This is a genomic window from Fictibacillus nanhaiensis (genome assembly GCF_049537595.1).
Classification (GTDB): Bacteria; Bacillota; Bacilli; order Bacillales; family Fictibacillaceae; genus Fictibacillus; species Fictibacillus nanhaiensis_F.
In genome coordinates, this window is sequence record NZ_JBMULM010000001.1 from 1,870,654 (window position 1) to 1,892,152 (window position 21,499).

A 21,499-nucleotide genomic window follows, 5' to 3' on the forward strand; every position below is an offset into this window, starting at 1 on the left:
TCCAAAAATACTATACCATAACCAATAAAATACTGCAACTGATCTAGCCTTCAAGAAGCCCTTGTTAAAAGAGCGAAAGCTGGTTTGCATCAGGCATTCCTTCTAAACATCCTTGATCATCTAAGTACTCAATAATGGTCTTAGACAACTTCGCACGCTGCTGTAGATCTTCTTTAGAAAGAAATTCACCTTGCTCTCTTGCTTTTACAATGTTTAATGCTGCGTTTGTACCTAATCCTGCGATTGAATTGAACGGTGGAATCAATGTGTCCCCTTCTACTAAGAAATCTGTTGCGCTCGAGCGATAAAGGTCGATCTTCTGAAACGATAGCCCTCTTTCACACATCTCAAGAGCAAGCTCTAGAACAGTCTGCAAGTTCTTCTCTTTTGTAGAAGCATCAAGACCTTTAGCTGAGATCTCTTCAATTTTTGCCTTTAACGCTTTGGATCCTCTGATCATAGACTCCACATCGAAATCATCCGCTCTTACGGTGAAATATGCCGCATAGAACCAAATTGGATAATGAACCTTAAAATATGCGATACGAACAGCCATTAAAACGTAAGCTGCCGCATGGGCTTTAGGGAACATGTATTTGATCTTCAAACATGAACCAATATACCAATCAGGTACATCGTTCTTCTTCATCTCATCGATCCACTCATCCGGCAGACCCTTACCTTTACGTACACTCTCCATGATCTTAAAAGCAAGCGACGGCTCGAGACCTTTATAGATCAGGTAGACCATAATGTCATCACGGCATCCGATAACGTCTTTTAGCACACAAGTGCCGTTTGCGATCAGTTCGTTGGCATTATTCAGCCACACATCCGTACCATGAGATAGTCCTGAAATCTGTACAAGTTCAGAGAAAGTACTTGGTTTTGTTTCTTCAAGCATCTGTCTTACGAACTTTGTTCCGAACTCCGGAATACCTAACGTACCTGTTTTACACATGATCTGTTCTTCGGTAACTCCTAACACGTCTGGACCTGAGAAGATTTTCATCACTTCTGGATCAGAAGCAGGAATGGTCTTCGGATCAATACCGCTTAGATCTTGAAGCATACGGATAACGGTCGGATCATCGTGCCCGAGTATATCAAGTTTTAATAAGTTATCGTGAATCGAGTGAAAATCAAAATGAGTCGTCTTCCATTCCGATCCACTATCATCGGCTGGGAACTGAACAGGACAAAAATCATAGATGTCCATATAATCTGGAACAACTATTATTCCACCTGGATGCTGACCTGTTGTTCTCTTTACTCCTGTACAACCAGCTACGAGTCTATCAACTTCTGCCGATCGAATCGTTAAGTTATTGTCTCCTGCATACCCTTTAACATAACCATAAGCCGTTTTTTCAGCTACGGTACCTATCGTACCTGCACGATACACATAATCTTCACCGAATAGTTCTTTCGTGTAGTTATGTGCTCTAGGCTGATACTCACCTGAGAAGTTTAAGTCGATATCAGGGACTTTATCTCCTTTGAAACCAAGGAACGTTTCGAAGGGAATATCTTGTCCATCTTTTATATAAAGCACTTCGCATGTTGGACATTCTTTATCTGGAAGGTCATAACCAGAACCAACAGACCCATCATTAAAGAAATGTGATTCTTTACACTTCGGACAAACATAGTGAGGAGGCAATGGATTTACTTCAGTAATCTCCGTCATTGTCGCAACAAACGATGATCCGACTGATCCTCGTGATCCTACAAGGTATCCATCGATCAACGATTTTTTTACAAGTTTATGTGATATCAAGTAAATAACCGCAAATCCGTGTCCAATGATACTCTTTAATTCTTTTTCTAACCTTTTTTCAACAAGTTCTGGAAGATTCTCACCATAGATGCTTCTCGCTCGGTTATAACTCATCGAGCGTACTTCTTCATCTGCGCCCTCGATCTTCGGTGTATATAGATCATCAGGGATCGGTTTGATCTCCTGAATCATGTCGGCGATCTGTCTCGTATTTTCACAAACTACTTTTTGAGCTTTTTCCTCACCTAAGAAAGAGAACAGATCCAACATCTCATCAGTTGTTCTAAAATGAACTTCTGGAAGAGTTTGCCTGTTCAGCGGATTCGCTCCACCTTGAGAAGAGATCAAGATCTTTCGATAGATCGCATCTTCAGGATTTAAATAATGAACATTTCCTGTTGCCACAACCGGTTTGTTCAATTTCTCTCCAAGCTGAACGATGTTAGACAGGATCTCTCTTAAGTTCATCTCATCTGCGACTAATTCTCTTTCGATAAGATGATAATAGTTACTTGGCGGCTGAACCTCTAAGTAATCATAAAACTCCGCAATCTTTTCAACCTCTTCGATCGGTTTTTGCATCATACCTTCAAACACTTCACCTTTATCACAAGCTGAACCAACGAGAATACCCTCTCGTAGTTTACTTAATCGTGATCTCGGGATACGCGGTGTTCGATAAAAATAAGACAGATGTGATTCAGAAACCAATTTGTATAAATTCTTCAGACCTTCTTGTGTCGCAGCTAAAAGTGTACAGTGAAACGGTCTTGATCTTTGAAATCCACCTTGACCCATATTATCGTTCAAACGGTCGTGATAGAAGATATCCTTTTCAAACGTTTCTTTTAATAGCTTCCATAAGAGATAGCCTGTTGCTTCAGCATCATAGATAGCACGGTGATGCTGAGTGAGTTCGATGTCAAACCTTTTACAAAGTGTATTCAACCTATGATTCTTTAATTGCGGGAGCAGAAATCTTGCTAATTCAAGTGTATCAATAACAGGATTCTTCGCTTCTCCTAATCCTATCTTGCGTAAACCTTCATTCAAGAATCCCATGTCAAAGCTCGCGTTATGAGCTACTAGGATATCATCACCCATAAATACGTGAAAATCTCGGAGCACTTCTTCGATCTCTGGTGCGTTCTCAACCATATCATCTGTAATTCCAGTTAATTCAATCGTGGTTTGAGATAGGGATTCATGAGGATTTGCAAACCTTTCAAAACGGTCAATGATCTCCCCACCACGTATCTTTACGGCTGCGAGTTCAATAATTTTATTGTATACAGCTGATAAACCCGTCGTCTCAACGTCAAAGACAATATATGTTTCATCTGTTAATTTTCTCGGCGCCTCGTTGTATGCAATAGGTACACCATCATCTACAAGATTCGCCTCAAGTCCGTACAGAATTTTGATTCCGTTTTTCTTTCCTGCGCTATAAGCTTCTGGAAAGGACTGAACACCAGCATGATCAGTTATTGCGATAGCTGGATGACCCCATTTCTTAGCTTGTCCCACTAAGGTTGAAACAGAAGATATTGCATCCATCTGACTCATCGGGGTGTGAAGGTGAAGCTCAACACGTTTGTTGTCTTCATCCGCAACATCTTTTCTAAACTCAGGTTTGATCTCATTAATATCGTTCGCGATCATAACTAGATCTCTTACAAACGTATCATTTTGAATTCCGCCTCGAACTTTCAGCCACATCCCCTTTTGAATACCTTGAAGGATAGGGATATCTTCCTTGTCACGAGAGAAGATTTTAATTAATAGAGAATCCGTGTAATCGGTAATCTTGAATGTTAATAGTGTACGTCCGCTTCTAAGCTCTCTCGTTTCGGAATGAAAGACGTAGCCTTGAATCGTTATGCGTCTTTCTTCGTCTTGAATCGTTTGGATCGGAACAGGATCATCCTTGATTGAATAACCGATCATAATATCAGTTCTTGCTGCAGGGCCATCAGATCGATTAGCAGCTTTTTCTTTTTCAACTAAAGCTTCCATTACTTTATTCTGATCTTCTTGTTTTCTTTGTTCAATAAACTTTTGAAAATCTTCTTCAGAGTGTTTAATCTCTGTTTTAACCATTACAGAATGAAACCCAAACTGACCGTACATCTCCTTAATAACAGGAGAAAGCTTTCTTTGCACAAGCGCTTCTTCCGCATCATTTCTTACGGTCAGACACAAAAAATTGCCTTCCGCAATAGGATTTTGCGTAGAAAGCATACTTCCTAAACTGGGTCCTGCTGATTCTACTAACTTTTCTTTGCACAATGGCCAAAAGCCAAGAAGCTCTTCGGCTTGGAAACTCTCTTTTGTTTGAAGAGAAAAAGACACTGCAGCTATATGCTGAAAAGTTTGGCGCAGGCTAGCACTGAACCATGCATAACTGTCAGGGTTTAATGGACGTAGAAGTCCTATGATAAAATGCCAGCTTCTATTCGTCTTATCTATCGTTAGTTTTTCGATCGTTCCTTCCGAAAAACCTACTTTCATCTCATCAGGCATACCTAGTTGTTCTAAAAGAAGCGATAGCCTTTCTTGTCTGATCTGTTGATCATTTCCGCTCATACGAACCTCCTTTTAAAGGGGTTTAATTATGTTTTCACATGACTAACCATCGCAATTCTTAAACATTGCTCTATTAATTATACTATAGCTTTAATCAGTCAGCCTCGATTACCATCATAAAGATTAGAACTCTATTCGTAAAGTGCAAAGAGAAAGGCACCTCTTAGATAAGAGGTGCCTCCTCTATAGCAACATCGTTTTAACACAATCTACTAATTTTTAAGCTTGTCCCACTCATTTTTAATAAAGCTGCTTAGTTCTGAAACTGGCACTTCGAAAGATTCTCCGCTTTTACGTATCTTCACTTCTACGATACCTTCTGAAGCACGTTTTCCAACCATAACACGAATCGGCAGTCCGATAAGATCGCTATCTGTAAATTTCACACCCGCACGTTCAGGGCGATCGTCATATAAACAATCAAATCCATCGTTCTTGATCTGCGTGTAAAGTTCATCGGACAGTGCTGCTTGTTCTGCGTTCTTACTGTTAACAGCGATTAAATGAACATCGAACGGTGTTAATGATAACGGCCAGATCAAACCTTTTTCATCATTGTTTTCTTCAGCTACGGCTGCTAATGTACGTGAGACACCAATTCCGTAACACCCCATGGACATGATCTGATTCTTACCGTTTTCATCTAAGTAAGAGGCTTTCATAGGTTCACTGTATACTTTACCAAGTTTGAACACATGCCCGACTTCAATTCCTTTAGCAAAAACGATCGTCCCTTTACCATCTGGTGACAGATCACCTTCTACTACGAAACGAAGGTCAGCTGTTTCATTACATTCAAAATCTCTATTGAGATTAACATTTGTATAATGATAGCCCGTTTCATTTGCACCACAAACTGCGTTTACCATATATGGAACTGCTTGATCAGCGAGTACTTTAACTTCTTTTGAAGAATGAATTGGTCCGATAGATCCGTGTTCAGCATTCAACCATTTTTTTGTTTCTTCTGCCGTAGCTAATTCTACTTCTTTAGCAGAAAGAACATTCTTAAGCTTGATCTCATTAACCTCATGATCTCCTCTGACTAACACTAAAACAGGTTGTTCATCAGCGATATAAAGCAACGATTTAATCACTTTGGATGGTGAAACTTGTAATAGATCTGAAACCTCTTCGATCGTTTTCGCGTTTTTCGTTTCTACTTTCTTAAGTTCCATAAGATTTTCAGATGAACGGTCTTCACGAAGAACAACTGGAGCCATCTCTATATTCGCAGCAAAATCTGAATCCGTTGAATACGCGATCAAATCTTCCCCAATTTCTGATAAAACCATGAACTCATGATTATCTTTACCACCGATCGCACCTGAATCGGCTAAAACCGCACGAAAGTTTAGTCCACAACGGCTAAAGATAGCAGAGTAGGCGTCTTTCATCGCTTCATACGTGTCATCAAGACTTTCTTGCTTATCATGGAAAGAGTATGCATCTTTCATGATGAACTCTCTTCCGCGAAGCAATCCGAAACGTGGACGTTTCTCGTCTCTGAACTTTGTTTGAATCTGATATAGATTAAGAGGAAGTTTCTTATATGATTTTACTTCGTCCCGAACGATGCTCGTAATCACTTCTTCATGAGTTGCTCCAAGAGCGAAATCACGCTCGTGTCGGTCTTTTAATCTCATCAGTTCAGGACCGTAGCTATACCATCGGCCACTTTCCTGCCAAAGTTCAGCAAGCTGCAGTGCCGGCATCATCATCTCTTGTGATCCAGCACGATTCATTTCTTCTCGTACAATATTCTCTACCTTGTGAAGAACCTTTTTCCCCAATGGAAGAAAAGAATAAATACCAGCAGCATTCTGACGGATAAAGCCAGCTCTTAATAAGAGCTGGTGACTTTTAACATCTGCATCTGCAGGAATTTCTCTTAAAGTTGGCATAAACAACTGACTTTGTCTCATAATCTCTACTCCTCAAATCATCCCTAATTAACCAAGAAAAATTTTCTGTATATCATTCCATGTAACAACTAGCATCAATAACATCAGAAAAGCAAACCCGATAAAATGAACCATTCCTTCTTTCTGCGGATCGATCGGTTTCCCTCTCAAAGCTTCAACTCCTAAGAATAGAAGTCGTCCTCCGTCAAGAGCAGGTAATGGCAACAAGTTAAAGATCCCTAAGTTGACACTTAATATAGCTGCCCATTGCAACAGCATATAAACACCGGCTTTTGCCGCTTGATCTGTATACTCATAGATTCCAAGTGGTCCAGAGAGCTGATCAATTCCATGCTGACCTGTTATCAGTTGTCCGAGTCCTGTGAATATAGCCGTTGTCATAAACCAAGTTTGCTTAGCACCATATTCTAATGATCCAACAAAAGAGGATTCCGTATATGGGTGTGCTCCGATAAATCCTTCGTTCTTATCATCAGCACCTTTACGAGAGCCAAGTGTGACAGGAACCACTTTCTCTTCTCCATCACGGTTGATCGTAAACATTAACTTTTCACCAGGGTTTTCTTGAATGATAGACACTAACTCTTTCCAATCGTCCATCTTTTCGCCCTGAACTGCAATAATTTTATCCCCTTTAATCAAACCAGCTTTATCGGCACCTGCTCCTTCTTGAAGGGTACCTAGTCTTGATTCATTAGTCGGGATACCTTGCATGAGTGAAAATACGACCAAGATCACGAAAGCTAGTAAAAAGTTCATTGCAGGACCAGCAAAGATTGCTAGTGTTCTCTGCATGATCGTCTTCGATCCAAACTGGCGGTTATAAGGTGCGATCTGCATCTCTTGGTGATCAGCTACAAAGAGCGCATCTTCTTTTACTTTGTAAGTCGATGTTCCAGAATCTTCATTTTCAAAACCTGTTACATACAATTCACGTTCTAGATCAGCGTTTTCAATGGTGATCGTTTTTTGCACCGGATATTTTTCACGGTGATTGACAACGATTTTCTCCACTTCATTTGCTTGGTTGAAGATCAAACCAACTCTGTGACCTGCCTTAAGTTCAATACCTTCCGGATCTTCTCCAGCCATACGTACGAACCCTCCAAGAGGTAAAAGACGAATCGTGTAGACTGTCTCCCCTTTCTTGAAGGCAAACACTTTTGGGCCGAATCCAATAGCAAACTCACGACACAAGATGCCTGCACGCTTTGCCAGCAATAGATGTCCGAGTTCATGAAAGAAAATTAAAGCACCTAAAATGATGATAATGGCTATCACAGTGTTCATTCCCATTACCTGCCTTTACTAAGTAGTGACTCCACATATTGACGAGTCCTATGATCTGTTTCTTGTATTGTCTCAAGGTCTGGCTTACTGACGTTGGACAAATTCTGCATAGCTCGTTCGATCATCTCTTCAATCTCAAGAAACGAGATATGACCATTCAAGAATAGCTCGACCGCTTTTTCGTTCGCAGCATTTAAAATGGTCGGCATCAAGCCTCCAGCCTTACCTGCCTGAAAAGCAAGTTTTAAACACCTGAACCGGTCGTAATCCATTTCTTGAAAATGCAACTTTCCAACTTCCCATAAGTTTAACCTTTTCCCGTTTATTAATTCAAGTCGATCGGGATATGTAAGAGCGTATTGTATCGGTACTCTCATATCTGGTTGTCCCAAATGAGCGATAATGCTTGTATCAACAAACTCTACCATAGAGTGTATGATGCTTTCCTTATGTAAAATGACGTCTATTTTCGAATAATCAAAGGAAAATAACCAATGAGCTTCAATTACTTCTAAACCTTTATTCATCATTGTCGCAGAATCAATCGTGATTTTCGCACCCATCGACCAGTTTGGGTGGTTCAAAGCTTCCTCGACTGTAACGTTTTTTAATTCTTCACGAGTACGGTCTCTAAAACTTCCACCAGAAGCAGTCAATATCAACTTCTCTACACGGTTCGGGTCTTCACCGTTCAAACACTGATAGATCGCTGAGTGTTCTGAATCGACCGGAAGAATGGCGACGTTATGTTTCTTCGCTTTTTCCATAACAAGATGACCTGCTGTTACTAGTGTTTCTTTATTAGCTAAAGCGATCGTCTTTTTTGCTTCGATTGCTTTTAATGTAGGAAGTAAGCCTACACTACCGATTACTGCGTTCACAACAACTGTTGAATCAGTAGAAACTGCAGCTTCGATCAATCCATCCATACCTGATACAACTCTTGTAGATGAAGTTACTCTTGAACGAAGTTTTTTTGCATCTTCTTCATTTTGAACAGCACAAATTTCAGGTTGAAATTTAGATATGATTTTCTCAGCAGCCTCAATATTCTTACCTACAGACATCGAACTTAATTTGAACTGTTCTGGATGAGAGGCGATCACATCTAAGGTTTGAACGCCGATCGAACCTGTTGCACCAAGTAAACTAACTGATTTCATCCTATACCTCCTAGCGTTATCCTATCAAATGAAGTACGTGGAGCAACGGGAATACAAATAACGCACTATCTAGTCTATCTAATATCCCGCCATGCCCAGGAAGCAAAGTACCAGAATCTTTCACATCGTAGATTCGCTTGAATGCCGATTCTGCCAAGTCGCCTATCTGACCAAATATACCGACGATAAGGGAAATCAGTAGAATATTAGATAACGACATATCAACAAAATGAGTAAAATAGCTGATCAACCCTACAACTAGACTAAAAAAGATACCTCCGACTGCCCCTTCGATCGTTTTGTTTGGAGAGATAACCGGCCAAAGTTTTCGTTTTCCGATCGATTTCCCAACAAAATACGCGCCAGAGTCAGTTGCCCATATCATGAATAGGATTAAGAATAAAAGTTGGACTCCACCTTCTAATATTCTCGTTTCTAGTAAATAGAAAAACCCAAACCCTACATATATAGCACTAAAAAGCACAAACGAAATATGATTGTAATCTGTATTGTTCTTTTGTACAACAGTTACGACTAGTAATAGAAGAACTGCAAGTATAATGGCATCAGTTTTAGTAAAAGGTTCTAAAGAACTCATCCAGTCTTGTGGTAATGCGATCAAGACTGCTAATGAAAATCCGATTCCCCCTACGAAACTTAGCTCCATCCTTTTCATACGCAATAATTCAAACATGCCAATCCCAGTTAGCAATAGTATTAATAGTGAGAACGGCCAGCTTCCATAAAGGGTAATCCCTATAAATAAAACGGCTGCGATTACACCTGTTATTATCCGTTGTTTCATAAGTCCTCCTTAATTAAACACCGCCATACCGCCTGCCTCGTCCGGCAAATTGTGATACAGCTTCTCGTAGATGCTCTTCAGAAAAATCTGGCCATAACACTTCAGTAAACCAAAATTCAGAATACGCAAGCTGCCATAGCATAAAATTACTTAATCGAACCTCGCCACTTGTACGAATCAAAAGATCCGGATCGTTTAGATCATGCGTCATTAGATGCTGTTCGATCATAGAATCATCGATTTGTGACGGTTCTAACCTTCCTTGTTTCACCTCAGAAGCCAAAGCTTTAACTGCAGCTGTAATCTCATCACGGCTACCATAATTAAGAGCGAAGTTTAAGATTAAACCACTGTTGTTCTTCGTCTTGTTAATTGCTTCATCTACAGCTTTTACCGTGTGAAGTGGTAATAACTCCTTTTTACCCATTATTCGCACTTGTACGTTCTCTTTAATCAAATCTGGAAGAAAAGTGTTTAAAAATTCTCCAGGAAGTTTCATTAAAAAGTCGACTTCTTCACGTGGACGTTTCCAATTTTCAGTTGAAAACGCATAGAGAGTTAAAACTTCTATCCCAATCTTATTCGCTTCTTTAACGATTTTCCGAACGGTTTTCATCCCTTCATGATGCCCGGCAATTCGCGGCATAGCTCGTTTCCGTGCCCACCTTCCGTTGCCATCCATAATAATGGCTACATGTTTAGGGATATTTTCTTCTTTGAATGTATGGTTCTCCGGACTTTTTTTCTTAAAGAAAAGCTTGTCAAGCATGTATATGCCTCCATCTTCTTAGACTTCATAGAATCCACCTCTTCGTAAGGTGTTCTCCATATGCCAATCACCTTATCAATTAAAGTCTAGCAAAATGGTGATATTGTCTAATAAAAAAGCCCCCTTTTATAGAGGGCTTTTTATATTTAATTGTACATGGAAAAGCTTTATACTTCCATGATTTCTTTTTCTTTAGCAGAACTTACAGAATCAGCTTCAGCTGTGTATTTATCAGTAAGCTTTTGAACATCATCGTTATAGCGACGTAGTTCGTCTTCTGTAATCTCAGCTTCTTTTTCAAGTTTCTTCAAATCGTCATTCGCATCACGACGAACGTTTCTTAGAGCCACTTTCGCTTCTTCTGCAAACTTTTTAACAAGTTTAACGAGTTCTTTTCGACGCTCTTCTGTTAAAGCTGGAATCGCAATACGAATCACTTGACCATCGTTAGAAGGTGTTAGACCAAGATCAGACTTTAGAATCGCCTTTTCAATATCTGCCATTGCAGATTTGTCGTAAGGCTGAATCACTAAAAGTCTAGCTTCTGGAGTTGTTACACCTGCTAATTGATTGATCGGAGTTTGAGTTCCGTAGTAATCAACTTGTACTCTGTCTAATAGAGAAGGGTTTGCTCTACCTGCACGAAGTGTTGAATATTCACGTCTTAGAGCTCCGATTGCTTTTTGCATCTTTTCTTCTGCTTGAGTTAAAACTTCTTTTGCCATTAGTTTCTCCCCCTTATAACGGTTCCAATTTTTTCTCCGGCAACTGCTCGTTTGATGTTTCCTTCTTCCATGATCGAGAAAACAACTAACGGGATATCATTATCCATACATAGTGATGAAGCTGTTGTATCCATTACTGCTAGTCCATCTTTTAAAAGATCAAGATACGATAATGTCGTATACTTAACAGCGTTCTCATCCAATTTCGGATCTGCTGAATACACGCCATCCACGTTATTCTTAGCCATCAAGATGACTTCTGCTTCAATTTCTGCTGCTCTTAGTGCTGCAGTGGTATCTGTTGAGAAGTACGGGTTACCCGTTCCTGCTGCAAATATGACAACGCGCTTTTTTTCAAGGTGACGAATGGCTTTTCTTCTGATATAAGGTTCTGCAACCTGACGCATTTCTATTGATGTTTGTACTCTTGTTTGAACCCCGATGTTTTCAAGACTGTCTTGAAGGGCTAATGAATTCATAACAGTAGCAAGCATGCCCATATAGTCTGCTGAAGCACGGTCCATTCCCATCTCACTGCCCGTCTTACCACGCCATAGGTTTCCGCCGCCTACTACTACAGCAACTTCTACGTCGAGTTCAACGATTTCTTTTACTTGTTCTGCAATTGACTGAACGATTTTTGGATCGATTCCAGATGTTTGTTCACCTGCTAGTGCTTCTCCACTTAATTTCAAGACGACTCGTTTATATTTTGAAGTAGTCATTTGTCCCTCCATCACCTAAAAAAATGTATTTACTTGGTCTTTAAGGCTGTTTATACTGAAAAGCTTCGTTGCTTTGTGAAAGTGGTTGATTTCCGTTTCAGGTACTCGCTTTCCGCGGGGCGACCGGTGAGCCACTTGCCGCTTTGCGCCTTTAAGTGTCTCACCTGACCGCTCGTCCCGCAGGAGTCTCGCACCTTACACTTCAATCAACTTTCAATGAAGAGTATAGATAAAATGACACAAAAGCAACATCGTTATCGTGAAAGCTTTTATTAAACCAAGGTTATTTCTGTAAAAAAAGAGGAACACAACGTGCTCCCCTCTTTTTCTAACTGTGCTTACTTTTTAACTTGAGACATTACTTCTTCAGCGAAGTTGTCTTCACGCTTCTCAAGACCTTCTCCAACTTCAAAGCGAATGAAGGCTTTAACAGTAGCACCTTTGGAAGCTACATATTTACCAACTTTTTGGTCTGGATCTTTAATGAAAGATTGGTCGTTCAAGCAGATATCTTCGAAGTATTTGCCAAGACGTCCTTCTACCATTTTAGCTACGATGTTTTCAGGCTTTCCTTCGTTAAGAGCTTGTTCAGTTAACACTTTACGCTCGCGTGATACTTCTTCTTCACTAACTTCATCACGAGAGATGTATTTAGGGTTTACTGCAGCAACGTGCATAGAAACGTCTTTCGCAACTTCTTCTTCTGTCGTTCCTTCAACAACTGAAAGAACTCCAATGCGTCCACCCATGTGAAGGTAAGCACCGAATGCTGCGTTCTCGTCTTTTTTCAAGATTTCGAAGCGACGAAGTGTAAGCTTTTCTCCGATTTTAGCGATTGCTGCGTTGATGTAGTCATTAACTGAAGTTCCGTTAAAGTCAGAAGCTAGTGCATCTTCTACTGAAGCAGGCTCTGTAGCCAATAAGTGGTTACCTAGCTCAGCGATTAAGTTTTTGAAGTTTTCGTTTTTCGCAACGAAATCTGTTTCAGAGTTCACTTCAAGAATAACTGCTTTGTTTCCGTCAACGATTACAGAAGTTAATCCTTCTGCTGCGATACGGTCAGCTTTCTTAGCAGCTTTCGCGATCCCCTTTTCACGAAGGTAGTCGATTGCCGCCTCCATGTTACCATCTGTTTCAGTTAATGCTTTCTTACAATCCATCATTCCTGCGCCAGTTTTCTCACGCAATTCTTTAACCATTTGTGCTGTAATAGCCATGTGTTTTTGCCTCCTTATGGGATATGTAGTGCTAGTTGTGACTTTACATAAAAAGGGTGATAAAGGGTCATCCCCTATACCACCCTTGAGCATTCCATTTAATTAAGCAGTAGTTTCTTCTTCAGCTGCTTCTGCTACTTCTTCTCCGCCTTGGTTAGCTTCGATGATAGCATCTGCCATCTTACCAGTAAGAAGTTTAACTGCACGAATTGCATCATCGTTACCAGGGATAACGTGATCAACTTCGTCCGGATCACAGTTCGTATCAACGATAGCGATGATCGGGATGTTCAATTTACGAGCTTCTGCAATCGCGATGCGCTCTTTACGAGGGTCAACTACGAATAATGCGTCAGGAAGCTTGTTCATGTCTTTGATTCCGCCTAGGAACTTTTCAAGACGCTCCATTTCCTTCTTAAGAAGAATAACTTCTTTCTTAGGAAGTACTTCGAAAGTACCGTCTTCTTGCATTTTTTCAAGATCTTTTAAGCGGTTGATACGCTTGCGGATAGTACCGAAGTTTGTTAATGTTCCACCTAACCAACGTTGGTTGATGTAGTACATGTCAGAACGTTCAGCTTCTTCCTTAACTGAATCTTGAGCTTGTTTCTTAGTTCCAACGAAAAGGATCTTTCCGCCGTCAGCTGCGATGTTACGCATAACATTGTAGCATTCTTCAACTTTCTTTACCGTCTTTTGAAGATCGATAATGTAGATACCGTTTCTTTCTGTGAAAATGTAACGAGACATTTTCGGATTCCAACGGCGAGTCTGATGACCAAAGTGTACACCAGCTTCTAACAATTGTTTCATTGAAATTACTGCCATAATGGCACCTCCTAGGTTTGTTTACCTCCGTTTGTTTCACCTTTGAGCAATAACTGACTTAGTCAGCACCACATTGCTCAAATCCGCAAACGTGTGTGATTAACACCGAGAAATAATATAACATGTTTCGTGCAATTTCTGCAAGTCTTTTTGCTTGTTATCGATAAAATTTTAAAAGTAACTCTACTTCACCTTTTCCTCGGTGCAACATTTTTGCAATTTCTTCAGCATTATAACCTTTTTGAGCTAATGTTAATACTTCGTTTGTCTCATTAGAGAAATGTTTATCGTCTGATTCTTGCAGGTCCGTCCCGGTCTCTTCTGATTCTATAATTGTGCTCTCATCCAGATCTTTTTGCTGATGATTTTTCTGAGAGAACTTTAGGATCAATTCATGCAAGCGTTCATTTTCTATCTTCATCTCTTCTGAAAATAGCTCAAGAAGCTCTTCTACTTCTTCACTTGTTTTTGAATCATGTGCGTTACTTTGTTTTTGAAATTTATTGTACAAATTAAAAATTAAATATAAACATACTATGTTTAGCATAATACTTATGAAAACTACAGCGTACATCGCATTCATCCTAACCTGAATAATCGATTTTACTTCCTTTATAAGGATGACTCGAACTCTTTGAACTCGTCTTTTCTTGCTGATGCTGATCATTTGTGTGAAACGAACTTGATTCAGTCGCTTCTTTTTGATTGACTCGTTCTGCTTCTATCTTCTCTTTTTTTCGTATTTCTTCTGAAGTCTGCTGTTGTTGAAGAAGTCCTCTATTCATTACATCAATACTTGCTTTTGAAGCATCAAGAGTTCTTGGAATCGCAACCTGAAGCTCGATTAATTTAAGACTCACAGCATCACATCCCATTCTTATAGAGTGTGAACAACAATTTCCTTCTCTTCTATAAATACTTTCGCAGCCGTATATGAAGATTGAATTTTACGTTTGTATTTTCCAATCGAGATCTCAACATTGGGATGAAGTGTGCCTTTAATATTTATGAAAGACTGTAAAGAATTTTTATATTTTTCGATCTCCGTTCGATGGGCTGAAATCTCTTGTTGCGATTGAGAAATCGTGTTTACAATTCTATTTATCGTTTGTTGCTCTGTATTTTTTTGAATCAACACAAGCTTTAAATGATTTAATTTCTCTAAATTCTTTTCTAGTTCAAGAATTTTTTGTTCATGATGTATGATTTCTTTTTCCATTCTATCATTAGTCTTTATGTATAATAACGTTTTAGAGTTCGTTTCGTTACCTATGTTATTCGCTGAGATTCCTTTTCCTGCAATACAGGTGCCCCCCAATATATTTCCTTTGCCACTCGTACATGTAACGGTTGATTCCGCCTCACAATGACTGTGAAGAATCGTTTGTGCTACTCTTATGTTTCCTTTTGCGTATACATTTCCTTGACTAATATAAAGGGAAGTGAAGTCTCCACCACAACGAACTGTTCCTTTTCCTTGACCTAAAACACCGCCTCCGATAATAACGCTTCCATCAGAAATAATATCTGCTGCTTCCACGACGCCTTCGACTCGTACATCACCTTTCGCAGATATTTTAAATCCTGAGGGTACGTCCCCGGTTATATGTACATTTCCAACAAAATCAATATGACCAGTCTTTAAGGAAACATCACCATCTACTCGATAAACGGGATAGATATTTACCCGATTATTTTGGAACGTTACCTCTCCACTCGCTGATGCATATACACATTGCTCACTTTCGTTATATACAGTATTCTCACCATTTTTTACTAACAGATCTTTGCCTTTTTTTGCAGGTATCACTTTTCCAAAAACACTTATTCCTGGTATGCCTTCAGTAGCGTTTTGTTTTCTTGCTACGATTTCTCCGAACTCCGCTGTAGGAATTGTAAAAAGACGTTTAAAATCAAGTTTCACATTCTCGTTTGTATCAAGTTTCTTCGCATTTGAGAAAGATGGTATAAGTCTAGAAGACTCTCCATCTCTCGGGAGTTTCCCGTTTGCGATCTCAGCTGGAAATACAAAACTCTCTAGATTTTCAGCCACTAGACTAAATACTTCGTTTCGAATTCCATGTCGGATACCTTTCGATTCGATCCAAGCCAAAAGTCTAGAGAACGTAACTTCACCAGATGGGATTTCAACTCCTTTTTTGAGTAAAAGAGCCTCTGTTTCACGATTTTCCAATTTAATATGAAACCATTGATCCATATCCCTACTCCTTACATATATCGTTGTAGAACCTGTCGGATTCTAAAGAGTGCTTTTGAGTGTATTTGAGATATTCTGGATGTAGATAGACCGAGTACTTGTCCGATTTCAGTTAATGTTAATTCCTCAAAGTAGAACAAACTCACTACAAGCTGCTCTTTCTCAGACAATTCCTTGATCACTAATGCGAGCTCACCATGAAGTTCTTCTTGCAGCAAGCTATTTTCAGGTGTGATCGCTTTTTTATCTTCAATCGTGTAACTAACTTTTTCACGACTTTCTGTTTCTTTGTTCTCTTCGTCAATCGATAAAACGTTAGCAAGAAAACTTTCAGACATAACGGTTGTTACTTCATTTTCTGAGTATCCGAGTTCATCAGCAACTTCTTTTGGGCTAACAGAACGAAGATTTTCTTGTTCTAACCTTTCGATGGCTGCTTCAACTTTTTTTGTTTTTTCTCTTAAACTTCTTGGAAGCCAGTCTTCTCTTCGTAAGCCGTCTAAAATAGCACCACGAATCCGAAATGAAGCGTAAGTATCAAACTTCAGGTCTCTTTCAGGCTCAAACTTTTTCAGAGCATCATATAACCCTAGCATACCGAGGGATCGGAGTTCATCTTTGTTAACACTTTTAGGCAAACCAACCGATATACGTTGTACGTGATAATTGACAAGTGGTAAATACGCACGCATCAGTTCGTCACCTGCTTCTCGATCACGACTCGTGTTCCACTTTTCCCAGCAAGATTGTTCTTCTAATAAAGATGGCTCCGTCATGGTAATCCTCCTCGTTTTTTTGGTTTTTATTTTAGATTACTTTTGTTCCTGCATTAACCGTTTTAATCGTTAATAAAGTGTTCTCAGGGTTGAACTCGATCGTCCTTCCACTAGAACCTCCTACATCGCTTGCTAATAATGGAATCTTTAGAGCTGATAGCTCTTCTTTAACACGTTCAACGTTTCTTGGGCCAATTCGCATCATTTCACTTCCTGAGGTGAACTTAAACATCTGTGCGCCCCCAGCTATCTTTGCTTTTAAGCCTTTTCTGTTGGCACCACTCTTGATCAGCATATCGTATAGACTCTTAATCGCTGTATCCGCATATTTCCCTTCATTCAACGTGGGAGTTTTGGAAAGTGACGAATCCGGAAGCATGATATGCGCCATCCCTGCGATTTTTTTTACTTGATCAAAAAGTATGACGCCAACACATGAACCAAGACCTGTTGTTCTAATTGTGTTTGGAGGGGAAACGAGGTTGATATCAGCGATTCCCACCTTTATGATTTCACTCATCCAACGGAACTCCTAATGCATGAAAAATTTTTGAGAAGGATAGAGGATCAGGCAACAGAAAAAAGTGACCTTTTACCTCGTCTTGTCTTTCTATATCCGTAAATGCAGTATCTATAACAATGGCATAATCACTTACAGCAGATATTTCGAACAGTCCAAAACTCAAGATCGCTCCTGCCATGTCTATGCTTGTTGCAGGAACAGACGGCTGTAAATTGAGCCCTGTAAAATCAGAGAATGATGTCAGATATGAACCTGATAGAATGTTTCCTACTTCTTGAAGAGCAGATAATGTAATGTCAGATTCTTCTCCGTTCGATAAATTCACTGTTTGGCCGACTAATAAATCTTCTAAAAGCTGCTCAGCTTGCTCTACAGGAAGCATGAAGAACATACAACCGGGAGCATCCCCTACGATTCTTAAGAAAACGGAAGCCACAACGTTCTCTGCTCCGCCTACCATCTCAGATATTTCTTCAAAAGAGATAACATTCACGGAAGGAACTTGCATATCGACAGCTTTGTTCAACATCGTCGACAAAGCTGTCGCTGCATGTCCTGCTCCAATGTTACCGATCTCACGTAAAACATCTAGATGGATAGGCTGAATTTTTAGAAAATCCATCTTAATGGATACTCTCCTTAGTTGGTTGGACTTCCAGTTTTTCTGGATTCAAAACCTTAACAAGATCAAGGAGGATCAATAGTCGCTTTTCAATCTTTGCAACTCCTTGGATATACTCAGCATCTACACCGCCAACTACTTCAGGAGGAGGCTCGATCGAGTCTTTTTCAAGATCGATAACATCGTTCGCTGCATCTACGATGAGTCCTGCTTCGATCGTACCTACTGACACAATGATGATTCGAGTCGTATCCGTATGGCTTACTTCTTCGATCTCGAATCGAGAACGCAAGTCAATAATGGGAGTAACGACTCCTCTTAAGTTAATTACACCTTTTACAAACGAAACTGTTCTTGGAATTCTTGTGATCGGTTGCATTCTTTCGATCGACTTCACGTGCTGAACAGGAACTGCATACTCTTCATCTTTTAATTGAAATATGATCACTTTTTCTTCATTCATCATGATTAACCACCTTATTTAATGAGTGCGTTGCAATCGAGAATTAATGCTACTTGTCCATCTCCAAGAATCGTTGCGCCAGAGATAGCAAATACCGATGTTAGATACTGACCGAGTGATTTCAAGACGATCTCTTGCTGTCCGATAAACGAATCAACTACTAACGCTGCCATCTTATCTCCTTTTCTTACTACGACTACAGGAACGTGCTGACCCGATTCAGTTGAACCAGGGACTTCAAAAATATCTTTCATGTTCACAAGAGGTACAACTTTACCTCTAAAATCGATCACTTTCTGATTGTGCGCAGAAAGAATGTCTTCTTTCCTAATGATAGCTGTTTCAATGATTGACGATAACGGAATCGCATATTTCTCACGACTGATCTCAACGAGCATGACAGACATGATCGAGAGGGTAAGAGGAAGCTGTATGGAAAAGATCGTTCCTGAACCTTCCGTTGAATCGACTGTGATAGAACCACCTAACGATTCAATCTTGTTTTTCACAACATCCAATCCTACTCCACGTCCCGAGATGTCAGAAACAACATCAGCTGTAGAAAAGCCTGAAGCGAACAATAATTCAAAACACTGTTTATCGGTCAAATTTTCAGACATTTCTTTCGTGAGGATTCCATTTTCGATCGCTTTATTTAATACTTTTTGTTTATTTATACCCGCTCCATCATCTTGTATCTCGATAAATACATGATTGCCGCTATGAAAAGCTCTTAAATAGATGGTACCTGTTTCATTCTTACCTTTAGAAGAACGTACCCCTGGGTTTTCAATGCCATGGTCAATCGAGTTTCGAAGCAAGTGAACAAGTGGGTCACCGATCTCATCGATTACGGTTCGATCTAGTTCAGTTTCTGCTCCTACGATCTCGAGGTTAACTTTTTTACCTAGATCTTTCGCTAGTCCTCTGATCATTCTTGGAAACCGATTGAAGACTTGCTCTACTGGAACCATTCTCATCGTCAGGATGATGTTTTGCAGATCTCCTGACACACGAGACATTCGTTCAACAGTCTCATTCAGTTCCATGCTTTTTAATGATTTCGAAATCTCTTCTAGCCGACCACGGTCAATGACAAGTTCTTCAAACAAGTTCATGAGCTGATCAAGCCTCTCAATATTGACACGAATGGTTTTCCCACTGCTACCAGCATTTGAAGTTTGCTGTACTTCACTCTTTTTATCTTGCGGTGATACTTCTTGTTGCTCTAAATTGTCATTCTCTTCCCTGTCAGAATTTGACGATATGTCAAGTTGATCTGCCTTAATATCAGTCACGTCTACTGCATCAATCTCAGAAACTTTTAAGATCCGTTCTTTAACGTTTTCGGCGGACTCTTTCGTAAGGATGGAAAGAGTAAATTGTGTTCCAAATTGTTCTGTTTCTAGCAGATCTACCGCTGGTAACGTCTTAATGATCTCACCGATCTGTTCGATCACTTCAAACACCATATATACTCTGGCTGCTTTTAAAATACAGTCTTCTCTTAATGAGATCGATAATTCGTATGCATGAAAGCCTTGTTCTTTTGATTGAATGATGATCTGTTTTTCATATTGATCATAATCTTGCAATGAACCTGCTTCATTGTTCGCTACAGCTTGCATCGATTGTGGAACTTCTCCCTTTTCAAGTGCCTCTAACTCTTTCACTGTCTCAACAACATCACGTTTTCCGCTGCCGCCTTCTGAAATTTCAACTACCATCGCTTCTAAGTGATCAAGTGAAGCGAAGAGTACATCTAGTACAGAAGATGAAACGTCTAATTTGCTATTGCGAATCGCATCTAGAACATTCTCCATACAATGAGTGAGGTTAGCTAGATCTTCATATCCCATCGTAGCCGACATGCCTTTTAATGTATGAGCAGAACGGAAAATCTCATTGACAATTGAAAGTTCACCGGGTGTTTTTTCCAGCAGAAGTACTTGTTGATTAATAGACTGTAAATGCTCTTTGCTTTCTTCAATGAATATGTCGAGATATTGTGTCATTTCCATCGTATAATTCCTCCTATTTTACAAATGGTTCAAGATTGCTGATCCAATTGACTCTAAATGAACAATTTCATCTACCTTTTTTGTAAGAACCGCGGCCTTTGGCATTCCATAAACAATGCAGGATTCTTCTGCTTCTGCAATAACTACCGTTGAACCCGCTTCTTTTAAATCTATGATTCCTTCTGTGCCATCAGAGCCCATACCCGTCATGATGACAGCGATCTTTTGGTAGTCTTTAAGTTTGCTTGCAGATCTGAACAGTACGTTAACTGCTGGCCGATGTCCGCCTACGGGATCATCTTTATGTAACGAAACGTACAATCGCCCCATCTTCTCGTATAGTCGTACATGAAAACCACCTGGTGCGATGTAAACATAACCTTTTTGTAACAGCTCATGATCTTCCGCCTCTTTTACAGAAACGTTCGATAATGAATTCAATCGATCTGCTAACGATCTCGTAAACCCTGCGGGCATATGTTGTACGACAACAACAGGTGCATCTAAGTCTGTAGGAAGCTTTGTGAACACTTGTTGTAATGCTCTTGGACCGCCAGTGGATGTACCGATCAACACCAGCTTGTCTTTGTGCTCTCTCTTTAGGCTTCTCTTCTGCACATTTTCAAGTTTATATGGTGACAGAGCTTTTTTTGTTGAGATATTTGCTTTTGAAGACGTGATCACTTTTTCTATTAAACTATTTTTCACTTTATGTAAATCTAGGGATATCGCGCCAGAGGGCTTAGCGATAAAATCGATAGCTCCTGCTTCCATAGCTAGAATCGTATTTTCTGCACCGACTTTTGTTGTGCTCGATAACATGATGATTGGAACAGGGGAGCTGTTCATGATCGTTCTTGCAGCATCGATGCCATTTAAAACGGGCATTTCAACATCCATCGTGATAACGTCTGGTTTTAATTTTAATGTTTTATCAATTGCTTCCTGTCCGTTTCTAGCTGTATCGATCACCATAATTCTAGGATCTTCACTTAAGAACTCTTTGATCAGCTTTCTCATAAAGGCAGAATCATCTACAATTAGCACTCTGATTTGTTTCATG

At 39.8% G+C, this 21,499-nt stretch carries 19 protein-coding genes; all 19 read right to left on the minus strand.

Annotated features, from left to right (window positions below):
* Nucleotides 1-64: 64 nt before the first annotated feature.
* Nucleotides 65-4,366 (minus strand): PolC-type DNA polymerase III, encoded by a 4,302-nt coding sequence (locus ACOZ9X_RS09400; protein ID WP_423417940.1) that lies wholly within the window; start codon nucleotides 4,364-4,366, stop codon nucleotides 65-67.
* Between the two features lie 212 nt (nucleotides 4,367-4,578).
* Nucleotides 4,579-6,291 carry a proline--tRNA ligase gene (locus tag ACOZ9X_RS09405; RefSeq protein WP_423417941.1) on the minus strand — a complete coding sequence of 571 codons (1,713 nt, stop codon included), beginning with the start codon at nucleotides 6,289-6,291 and terminating at the stop codon, nucleotides 4,579-4,581.
* Nucleotides 6,292-6,318: 27 nt separating this feature from the next.
* A complete protein-coding gene (gene rseP, locus ACOZ9X_RS09410; protein WP_423417942.1) occupies nucleotides 6,319-7,581 on the minus strand; it encodes an RIP metalloprotease RseP in 1,263 nt (420 codons plus the stop codon).
* Nucleotides 7,582-7,586: 5 nt separating this feature from the next.
* The gene (dxr, locus tag ACOZ9X_RS09415; protein WP_423417943.1) at nucleotides 7,587-8,744 is read right to left on the minus strand and encodes a 1-deoxy-D-xylulose-5-phosphate reductoisomerase; all 1,158 of its coding nucleotides are present in this window, start codon (nucleotides 8,742-8,744) and stop codon (nucleotides 7,587-7,589) included.
* 16 nt (nucleotides 8,745-8,760) lie between these two features.
* The gene (locus tag ACOZ9X_RS09420; RefSeq protein ID WP_423417944.1) at nucleotides 8,761-9,549 is read right to left on the minus strand and encodes a phosphatidate cytidylyltransferase; all 789 of its coding nucleotides are present in this window, start codon (nucleotides 9,547-9,549) and stop codon (nucleotides 8,761-8,763) included.
* Nucleotides 9,550-9,562: 13 nt separating this feature from the next.
* A complete protein-coding gene (locus tag ACOZ9X_RS09425; protein ID WP_423417945.1) occupies nucleotides 9,563-10,318 on the minus strand; it encodes an isoprenyl transferase in 756 nt (251 codons plus the stop codon).
* Between the two features lie 167 nt (nucleotides 10,319-10,485).
* On the minus strand, nucleotides 10,486-11,043 hold the full coding sequence (gene frr, locus ACOZ9X_RS09430) for a ribosome recycling factor (RefSeq protein ID WP_137789640.1): 558 nt from the start codon (nucleotides 11,041-11,043) through the stop codon (nucleotides 10,486-10,488).
* A complete protein-coding gene (gene pyrH, locus ACOZ9X_RS09435) occupies nucleotides 11,043-11,768 on the minus strand; it encodes a UMP kinase (protein ID WP_066393724.1) in 726 nt (241 codons plus the stop codon). The genes frr and pyrH overlap by 1 nt, the downstream gene beginning before the upstream one ends.
* A 338-nt stretch (nucleotides 11,769-12,106) precedes the next feature.
* Complete coding sequence (gene tsf, locus ACOZ9X_RS09440; protein ID WP_144700732.1) at nucleotides 12,107-12,985, minus strand: translation elongation factor Ts; 879 nt, start codon at nucleotides 12,983-12,985, stop codon at nucleotides 12,107-12,109.
* A gap of 102 nt (nucleotides 12,986-13,087) precedes the next feature.
* Nucleotides 13,088-13,813: a 30S ribosomal protein S2 gene (rpsB, locus tag ACOZ9X_RS09445; protein ID WP_144700734.1), complete on the minus strand. Its 726-nt coding sequence runs from the start codon at nucleotides 13,811-13,813 to the stop codon at nucleotides 13,088-13,090.
* A gap of 157 nt (nucleotides 13,814-13,970) precedes the next feature.
* Nucleotides 13,971-14,387 (minus strand): DUF6115 domain-containing protein, encoded by a 417-nt coding sequence (locus ACOZ9X_RS09450; protein WP_423417946.1) that lies wholly within the window; start codon nucleotides 14,385-14,387, stop codon nucleotides 13,971-13,973.
* A 10-nt stretch (nucleotides 14,388-14,397) separates the two neighbouring features.
* On the minus strand, nucleotides 14,398-14,673 hold the full coding sequence (locus tag ACOZ9X_RS09455) for a hypothetical protein (RefSeq protein ID WP_423417947.1): 276 nt from the start codon (nucleotides 14,671-14,673) through the stop codon (nucleotides 14,398-14,400).
* A 17-nt stretch (nucleotides 14,674-14,690) separates the two neighbouring features.
* A complete protein-coding gene (locus tag ACOZ9X_RS09460) occupies nucleotides 14,691-16,031 on the minus strand; it encodes a DUF342 domain-containing protein (RefSeq protein ID WP_423417948.1) in 1,341 nt (446 codons plus the stop codon).
* A gap of 11 nt (nucleotides 16,032-16,042) precedes the next feature.
* Nucleotides 16,043-16,807 (minus strand): FliA/WhiG family RNA polymerase sigma factor, encoded by a 765-nt coding sequence (locus ACOZ9X_RS09465; protein WP_137789645.1) that lies wholly within the window; start codon nucleotides 16,805-16,807, stop codon nucleotides 16,043-16,045.
* A gap of 31 nt (nucleotides 16,808-16,838) precedes the next feature.
* Nucleotides 16,839-17,327 (minus strand): chemotaxis protein CheD, encoded by a 489-nt coding sequence (locus ACOZ9X_RS09470; RefSeq protein WP_423417949.1) that lies wholly within the window; start codon nucleotides 17,325-17,327, stop codon nucleotides 16,839-16,841.
* Complete coding sequence (locus tag ACOZ9X_RS09475) at nucleotides 17,320-17,952, minus strand: chemotaxis protein CheC (RefSeq protein WP_423417950.1); 633 nt, start codon at nucleotides 17,950-17,952, stop codon at nucleotides 17,320-17,322. The genes ACOZ9X_RS09470 and ACOZ9X_RS09475 overlap by 8 nt, the downstream gene beginning before the upstream one ends.
* A gap of 1 nt (nucleotide 17,953) precedes the next feature.
* Entirely contained in the window at nucleotides 17,954-18,418 is a 465-nt protein-coding gene (locus ACOZ9X_RS09480; RefSeq protein ID WP_423417951.1) for a chemotaxis protein CheW, read from the minus strand.
* A gap of 11 nt (nucleotides 18,419-18,429) precedes the next feature.
* On the minus strand, nucleotides 18,430-20,436 hold the full coding sequence (locus ACOZ9X_RS09485) for a chemotaxis protein CheW (RefSeq protein WP_423417952.1): 2,007 nt from the start codon (nucleotides 20,434-20,436) through the stop codon (nucleotides 18,430-18,432).
* Between the two features lie 18 nt (nucleotides 20,437-20,454).
* On the minus strand, nucleotides 20,455-21,498 hold the full coding sequence (locus ACOZ9X_RS09490; protein WP_423417953.1) for a protein-glutamate methylesterase/protein-glutamine glutaminase: 1,044 nt from the start codon (nucleotides 21,496-21,498) through the stop codon (nucleotides 20,455-20,457).
* Nucleotide 21,499: the final 1 nt, after the last annotated feature.

Bases quoted from the DNA above. Each gene is read 5' to 3' on its own strand.
- ACOZ9X_RS09450 (WP_423417946.1), bottom strand. From the start codon at position 14,387: ATGTACGCTGTAGTTTTCATAAGTATTATGCTAAACATAGTATGTTTA.
- rseP (WP_423417942.1), bottom strand. From the start codon at position 7,581: ATGAACACTGTGATAGCCATTATCATCATTTTAGGTGCTTTAATTTTC.
- ACOZ9X_RS09490 (WP_423417953.1), bottom strand. From the start codon at position 21,498: ATGAAACAAATCAGAGTGCTAATTGTAGATGATTCTGCCTTTATGAGA.
- tsf (WP_144700732.1), bottom strand. From the start codon at position 12,985: ATGGCTATTACAGCACAAATGGTTAAAGAATTGCGTGAGAAAACTGGC.
- ACOZ9X_RS09465 (WP_137789645.1), bottom strand. From the start codon at position 16,807: ATGACGGAGCCATCTTTATTAGAAGAACAATCTTGCTGGGAAAAGTGG.
- ACOZ9X_RS09420 (WP_423417944.1), bottom strand. From the start codon at position 9,549: ATGAAACAACGGATAATAACAGGTGTAATCGCAGCCGTTTTATTTATA.
- ACOZ9X_RS09400 (WP_423417940.1), bottom strand. From the start codon at position 4,366: ATGAGCGGAAATGATCAACAGATCAGACAAGAAAGGCTATCGCTTCTT.
- ACOZ9X_RS09460 (WP_423417948.1), bottom strand. From the start codon at position 16,031: ATGGATCAATGGTTTCATATTAAATTGGAAAATCGTGAAACAGAGGCT.
- pyrH (WP_066393724.1), bottom strand. From the start codon at position 11,768: ATGACTACTTCAAAATATAAACGAGTCGTCTTGAAATTAAGTGGAGAA.
- frr (WP_137789640.1), bottom strand. From the start codon at position 11,043: ATGGCAAAAGAAGTTTTAACTCAAGCAGAAGAAAAGATGCAAAAAGCA.
- ACOZ9X_RS09480 (WP_423417951.1), bottom strand. From the start codon at position 18,418: ATGATGAATGAAGAAAAAGTGATCATATTTCAATTAAAAGATGAAGAG.
- rpsB (WP_144700734.1), bottom strand. From the start codon at position 13,813: ATGGCAGTAATTTCAATGAAACAATTGTTAGAAGCTGGTGTACACTTT.
- dxr (WP_423417943.1), bottom strand. From the start codon at position 8,744: ATGAAATCAGTTAGTTTACTTGGTGCAACAGGTTCGATCGGCGTTCAA.
- ACOZ9X_RS09485 (WP_423417952.1), bottom strand. From the start codon at position 20,436: ATGGAAATGACACAATATCTCGACATATTCATTGAAGAAAGCAAAGAG.
- ACOZ9X_RS09405 (WP_423417941.1), bottom strand. From the start codon at position 6,291: ATGAGACAAAGTCAGTTGTTTATGCCAACTTTAAGAGAAATTCCTGCA.
- ACOZ9X_RS09470 (WP_423417949.1), bottom strand. From the start codon at position 17,327: ATGAGTGAAATCATAAAGGTGGGAATCGCTGATATCAACCTCGTTTCC.
- ACOZ9X_RS09475 (WP_423417950.1), bottom strand. From the start codon at position 17,952: ATGGATTTTCTAAAAATTCAGCCTATCCATCTAGATGTTTTACGTGAG.
- ACOZ9X_RS09425 (WP_423417945.1), bottom strand. From the start codon at position 10,318: ATGCTTGACAAGCTTTTCTTTAAGAAAAAAAGTCCGGAGAACCATACA.